Source organism: Paenibacillus sp. 01T422 (assembly GCF_056398785.1).
This window is the reverse complement of the sequence record NZ_JBFTQB010000742.1, coordinates 1-5,136: the sequence shown is the minus strand read 5'-3', so window position 1 is coordinate 5,136 and position 5,136 is coordinate 1. Positions and strand designations below refer to the sequence as shown.

The following is a 5,136-nucleotide window of genomic DNA, read 5'->3' as shown; positions in this document are numbered from 1 at the left end:
ATATATTTGTATTTATAGATTAATTAATAAATCTTTTTATATGCAGGAGGAGAGAATAAAATGACTACATCCAAAACAACAGCAGCTTTGTTCCAACCTTTTGAAGTTGGTAACTTGAAGCTTGATAATCGTATTGTCATGGCACCGATGACCCGTACTTTTTCACCAGAAGGTATTCCAGGTCCTGACGTAGCTGGCTATTACCGCCGGAGAGCGGAGAACGCCGTTGGCCTTATCATCACCGAAGGAACTGTCATTAACCATCCGGCTGCAGCTGCTGATAAAGGTGTACCGCATTTCTATGGCGAGGAAGCTCTCGAAGGCTGGGCGCGTGTCGTCCGCGAAGTGCATGAAGCTGGAGGCAAAATCGCTCCCCAGATTTGGCATACCGGAACTGCCCGCGATAAGAACAGATTCCCTGAATCGAATATCGACTCGATCGGCCCATCCGGCCTCAACCTGAAGGGTGAGCAAGTATCTGAGCCACTTTCAGTCGAAGAGATTCAAGGTCTCGTTCAAGCTTATGCCCAGGCTGCAGCTGACGCGAAACGTCTAGGCTTCGATGCGGTTGAGATTCACGGTGCACATGGTTATCTTATTGACCAATTCTTCTGGGACGTCACCAACAAACGCACGGATGAGTATGGCGGTGACCTAGTTGACCGTACCCGATTCGCGGTAGAAGTAATCGAGGCCGTACGTGCCGCGGTTGGCCCTGAGTTCCCGATTATCTTCCGCTACTCCCAATGGAAGCCGGTTAATTACGATGGCAAGCTGGCATCGAATCCAGAGGAGCTGGAACGCTTCCTTGCACCGTTGTCCGCGGCTGGCGTTGATATCTTCCACGCATCCACACGCCGCTTCTGGGAGCCAGAGTTCGAGGGTTCCGATCTCAACCTGGCAGGCTGGACGCGCAAAGTCACTGGAAAGCCGGCTATTACTGTCGGTTCCGTCGGTCTGGATTCCACTTTCACCAGCCTCTTTGAAGAAGGCAAGGGAGGCGAGTCTGCCGGCCTCGATAACCTAATCGAGCGTCTGGATAACGGAGAATTCGACCTCGTCGCCGTCGGTCGCGCACTATTGACTGACCCAGCTTGGGCGGCCAAGATCCGCGATAACCGCACCGATGAATTACAGCCGTTCACGCGCGAGGCACTTGCTTCGCTGAGCTGATTATTTTCTGAGCAGCTCAGGGGCACCACGGCGAAGACTCGTTATGACCACATTAACGGGAAATAAACCGCCCACCTCAGGACTCGGCAACTGAGAGGATAGATTATTTGTAATTAACGCCGATTACTGCTGCTATTTTCTGTAATAAATCCATTTTCAGCCAATTAACTGGATTTTCTACTGTTATTGTTGCCAAACGATGCGTTTCCGTCCAGTAACCAGCGATTTAGCTGCAGTTTCTACCGCTAATCCGCTGCCCGCTACTGAGTAGCACAGATTAACGGTAGATTTTCCCTTTATTTCAGCGGGAGCAGCTTATAAACCGCTCGCCTCAGGACTCGGCTACTGAGAGGATGGATTATTTGTAATTAACGCCGAATACTGCTGCTATTTTCTGTAATAAATCCATTTTCAGCCAATTAACTGGATTTTCTTGCTTCCCGTTAATCTAAAAGAGGTCGGAGCCGGACCCTCTCTCCACCAAAAAAAGTAAAAAAGGAGCTAAGCAGATAGTAACTGCTTAGCTCCTTTTTTATTCAGCCGCCGATTCCTTCACGCACGTAGCCGATTTATTTTACGATCCGCTCACTTAGGCCAGATGAAGACCAAAGTAAGCTACCAAAGCTTCTTTAAACGCTTCATCTGTTTCCGGGGTAAAAGTTCGTACACCCTCAGAGTTGAAAATACGGAATTCGCGATCTACAACTGTATGCCGTCCCTCCGGCGTCCGAATCGCAACAATCGGGTATTTGGCGAAAATCGAATCGGGAGCATTTTCACACCAGAAACTCGCGAACTGGTAATCTTTTGAGAGTTGCGGTTCCTCCGTGAAGGAGTAAATGCGAGTCCACCCTCCCTTTTTCTGTTCACAAAGTAACCAGCCATAATCAGAATCTCTTTCGAGTCGATAGAACTCCTCACCTTGCTGCTGGGCAAGTCCCTCGACGATGGCAATCGATCTGAGGGGTACAACCCCGCCGACACCGACATCGCACAGATAGTCGACGCCCTCGGCTTCTACCTTCAGGACGTGATGCCGCCTTTTGGGAGGGAGCTCCGTTTCATCGCGCCAAAACCTGGCAACAAGGTCAGTAACCTTGTATCCAAGCTCTCGCAGCAGCCAGCCGAATAAGGCATTTAATTCAAAACAGTACCCGCCTCGCCGGCGCTCGACAATCTTGTGATACAGCTCCTGCGGATCTAGCGATAAAGCTTTACGTTCCAGAATGTCCAAATTCTCATAGGGAACCGTGTACAAATGTCGTTCTTGCAAAGCAGCCAGCGTCTTGGCACTGCCATCAAGCGGACCTACAAAACCTATGCGATCTAAGTAGTTCTGAATTTGGTTATTCAACTTACGACACCGTCCTTACGAGAGATACTTGCTGGTAATCATATGATAAAATAATACCATGATGTAGTAGGAGTAGACACAATATCTTGAAAAGATAATGAGCCAGTGGTTATTTCTTCTGGAATCAAAAAGTAATCATACGGCTAATTTTGTTACAGATCAGTGGGAGGATGCCGGTAAGGATGATGAAATGTTCTCTCTCACATTTGAGACGGTTTATATAGTTAAACTCCACGAGTCGCTTAGAATAAGTGGAACCTATGTGGAATCAATTGTTGATATATTCTGATAAAAATAAATGAACTTAAGAGGAGCTAGCACGAAGCCAGCTCCTCTTCTTTTCCATGAACTCATTTTAATAGTGACATCAATTCCTCGTGCCACAGGGTCGATAATCCATCCGTAACCCGCAGGCGGTTGCCTTAGCGTATGATGGGAATCTTCCCTACCCCCGTCTGTTTCCTCAGATAATATCCAATGATCCGGATAGTCAATAGTAATTCGACTTCGCAGCAGCTGTTCGCTTTGCACATCAACTTCCGTCACAAGATCAGCTTGATTCTTCTTTTCTTGAATTTGCAGCGGCATCTTCATGAGTGCCATAATCAAAGTGCCTGCTTCCTTTACATAACGTATTGCATCTTGCATGATTGCATCCTCGTACGCTCGTTGCTCCTTCATACGCTCTCCTTCTCCTAAAGCTTTCTGTTTGATTTACCTGGATGATTTAATGAAACAAAGTATACCTGTCATAATTAGTAAGATACTTCCGAATTTCGCTAAAGTAACTGGATTTTTGGGCAAACCCATAAGCCCAAAATGGTCGATAACCGATGAAGCAACCATTTGCCCAGCAATGATTAGGATAAATACGGGGAGGGTACCGATTTTCCCTGTGGCATAGGACGTACTAAACATAATTCCTACACCCAAAATCCCGGCAACCACGATCCACGGAAGAACATGAAATTGCAATGGAGAGGGGGATTTCATGCGCCACAATAAAAAGGATGCAAAGACGATTTGGATCGCAGAAACGCCAATAATCATCCCGTATTGTCCCTGAACCTTCCCGATGTGCGCATTCAACATCCCTTGTGTAACTCCTAATAATCCAGCAGAAAAAGCAAGTATGAAGCTGATCTTGCCACCTAACATTCGCTTATCTCCTTTAAATTAAAAGCCAATTTCAATTGGCATTGATCCATTAACAATCCGGCAAGTCTTCCCTCTGGCAAAACTCCCCGTTAAATAAAAGGCAGTATCCGTCTCTGGACGGAGCTCTTCCCATTCTCCCTTCAGCGCATGCGAGCGTCCGATACTGACGGGAATGATGCAGTGTTCAGGCTGAATCCATGATAGAATGCGGGCATTAAAACCATCATCCATCCCATGATGAGAAACTTTCCAAATGCTGCATTTAAGATCAGTCCGCTGAGCCAGACGTTCCCATCCGGGTTCTAGTTGATCCCCTCCGAATAAAACGGTCGACTGGGGCTCTTCCACACTGCTAAGTCGATATACAGAGCTATCATGATTAGATAAATCAAAGAAACGCGGTAAATTCTCTCTGAAGCCATTATTCTCAGCTTCATCATCTGAGAGAGCTTTCATGAGCATCTCGTAGGCAGGAAGCGGATCTCCTTCCCAAGGATACAGTTGGGTTAAGGTGATGCCTTCCTCGGACCAGATTGTGGATTGCTCGTTTGATCCATACTCGCTGCGCCACTTAATTTCTGTCCCCTGTTCGATTAAGACCCGAACTAACTCCAGATAGGTAGCTAACATGCGGTACACTCTATAAGTAAAATCGTCCCTTAGCTCTTGAACCAGCTCTTCCGGAGGCAGCTCAAAGGGCTCGTAAGGCAGAACGGCTGTAATAACCGATTTAGCTCTAGCTACATCGAGCAGTCCGTTGACATGATCTTCATGAATATGAGTAAGGAGCATCCACTCCAGTCGATCAACCTCATTGCGGTTCATCCAAGACAAGGGATGGTCTTGATCTTCGGAGAACGTACCGTCCCCTCCGTCAATTAAGCAAACACCGCCGGAAGGCAGCCTAATGAGATGAGCATCCCCCCACCCGACATTCAGAAATTGAATTTTCGTATTCTGCATAGGAGTATCCCCTTTATCGTTAGTTTGTCGTTGCTTCTTTCTCGAACGGCAGCAGATGAATATTATGCTTATCCAAAGCTAGATGCACCGTGCCCTGCAGGTATCCTCGCATACTGGGACTTGAGTCATCAACGATCCATTGTAGCGGAGCATCATTGATCCAATAACGGATCATTCTCCCCAGGAAGCTGCTTCTCTGAATGACACCTTTCCAAACATTATGACCATCCGTCGCCTTATCGTCGATAGAGATGCATTCCGGTCTGATAACAACCGTCACCCGGTCACCTGTCCGGAAGGCGTAGTCGCTTCGATAGGCTCGAAATACGACAGTTCCGCATTTTACAATCAAATCTTCGCCATCTTCAGCTGCTACTTCGCCTTCGATAAAATTAGCTGTTCCGACAAAATCGGCAACAAACTTACTTTCCGGTTTAAAGTAAATATCCCAAGGTGTCCCCACTTGCCCGATGCGCCCCTTGTTAAAC

At 47.1% G+C, this 5,136-nt stretch carries 6 protein-coding genes; 1 reads left to right on the top strand and 5 read right to left on the bottom strand.

The genetic code is table 11. From position 1 onward, the window contains the following. Window positions 1–60: 60 nt before the first annotated feature. Window positions 61–1,173: an NADH:flavin oxidoreductase gene (locus tag AC1DUA_RS30285; protein WP_477503275.1), complete on the top strand. Its 1,113-nt coding sequence runs from the start codon at window positions 61–63 to the stop codon at window positions 1,171–1,173. Between the two features lie 589 nt (window positions 1,174–1,762). Here AC1DUA_RS30285 and AC1DUA_RS30280 read toward each other — a convergent pair. The 5 genes from AC1DUA_RS30280 to AC1DUA_RS30260 form a co-directional block, all read right to left on the bottom strand. Continuing rightward, the gene (locus AC1DUA_RS30280; protein ID WP_477503274.1) at window positions 1,763–2,527 is read right to left on the bottom strand and encodes an arylamine N-acetyltransferase family protein; all 765 of its coding nucleotides are present in this window, start codon (window positions 2,525–2,527) and stop codon (window positions 1,763–1,765) included. Window positions 2,528–2,785: 258 nt separating this feature from the next. Continuing rightward, a complete protein-coding gene (locus AC1DUA_RS30275) occupies window positions 2,786–3,208 on the bottom strand; it encodes an inositol monophosphatase family protein (RefSeq protein ID WP_477503273.1) in 423 nt (140 codons plus the stop codon). Window positions 3,209–3,241: 33 nt separating this feature from the next. Further along, the gene (locus AC1DUA_RS30270) at window positions 3,242–3,685 is read right to left on the bottom strand and encodes a DMT family transporter (protein ID WP_477503272.1); all 444 of its coding nucleotides are present in this window, start codon (window positions 3,683–3,685) and stop codon (window positions 3,242–3,244) included. 18 nt (window positions 3,686–3,703) lie between these two features. Next, window positions 3,704–4,648: a ComEC/Rec2 family competence protein gene (locus AC1DUA_RS30265; RefSeq protein ID WP_477503271.1), complete on the bottom strand. Its 945-nt coding sequence runs from the start codon at window positions 4,646–4,648 to the stop codon at window positions 3,704–3,706. A gap of 19 nt (window positions 4,649–4,667) precedes the next feature. Then, window positions 4,668–5,136, bottom strand: a 469-nt coding sequence (locus tag AC1DUA_RS30260) for a TOBE domain-containing protein (protein WP_477503270.1), incomplete at its 5' end; no start/stop codon positions are given.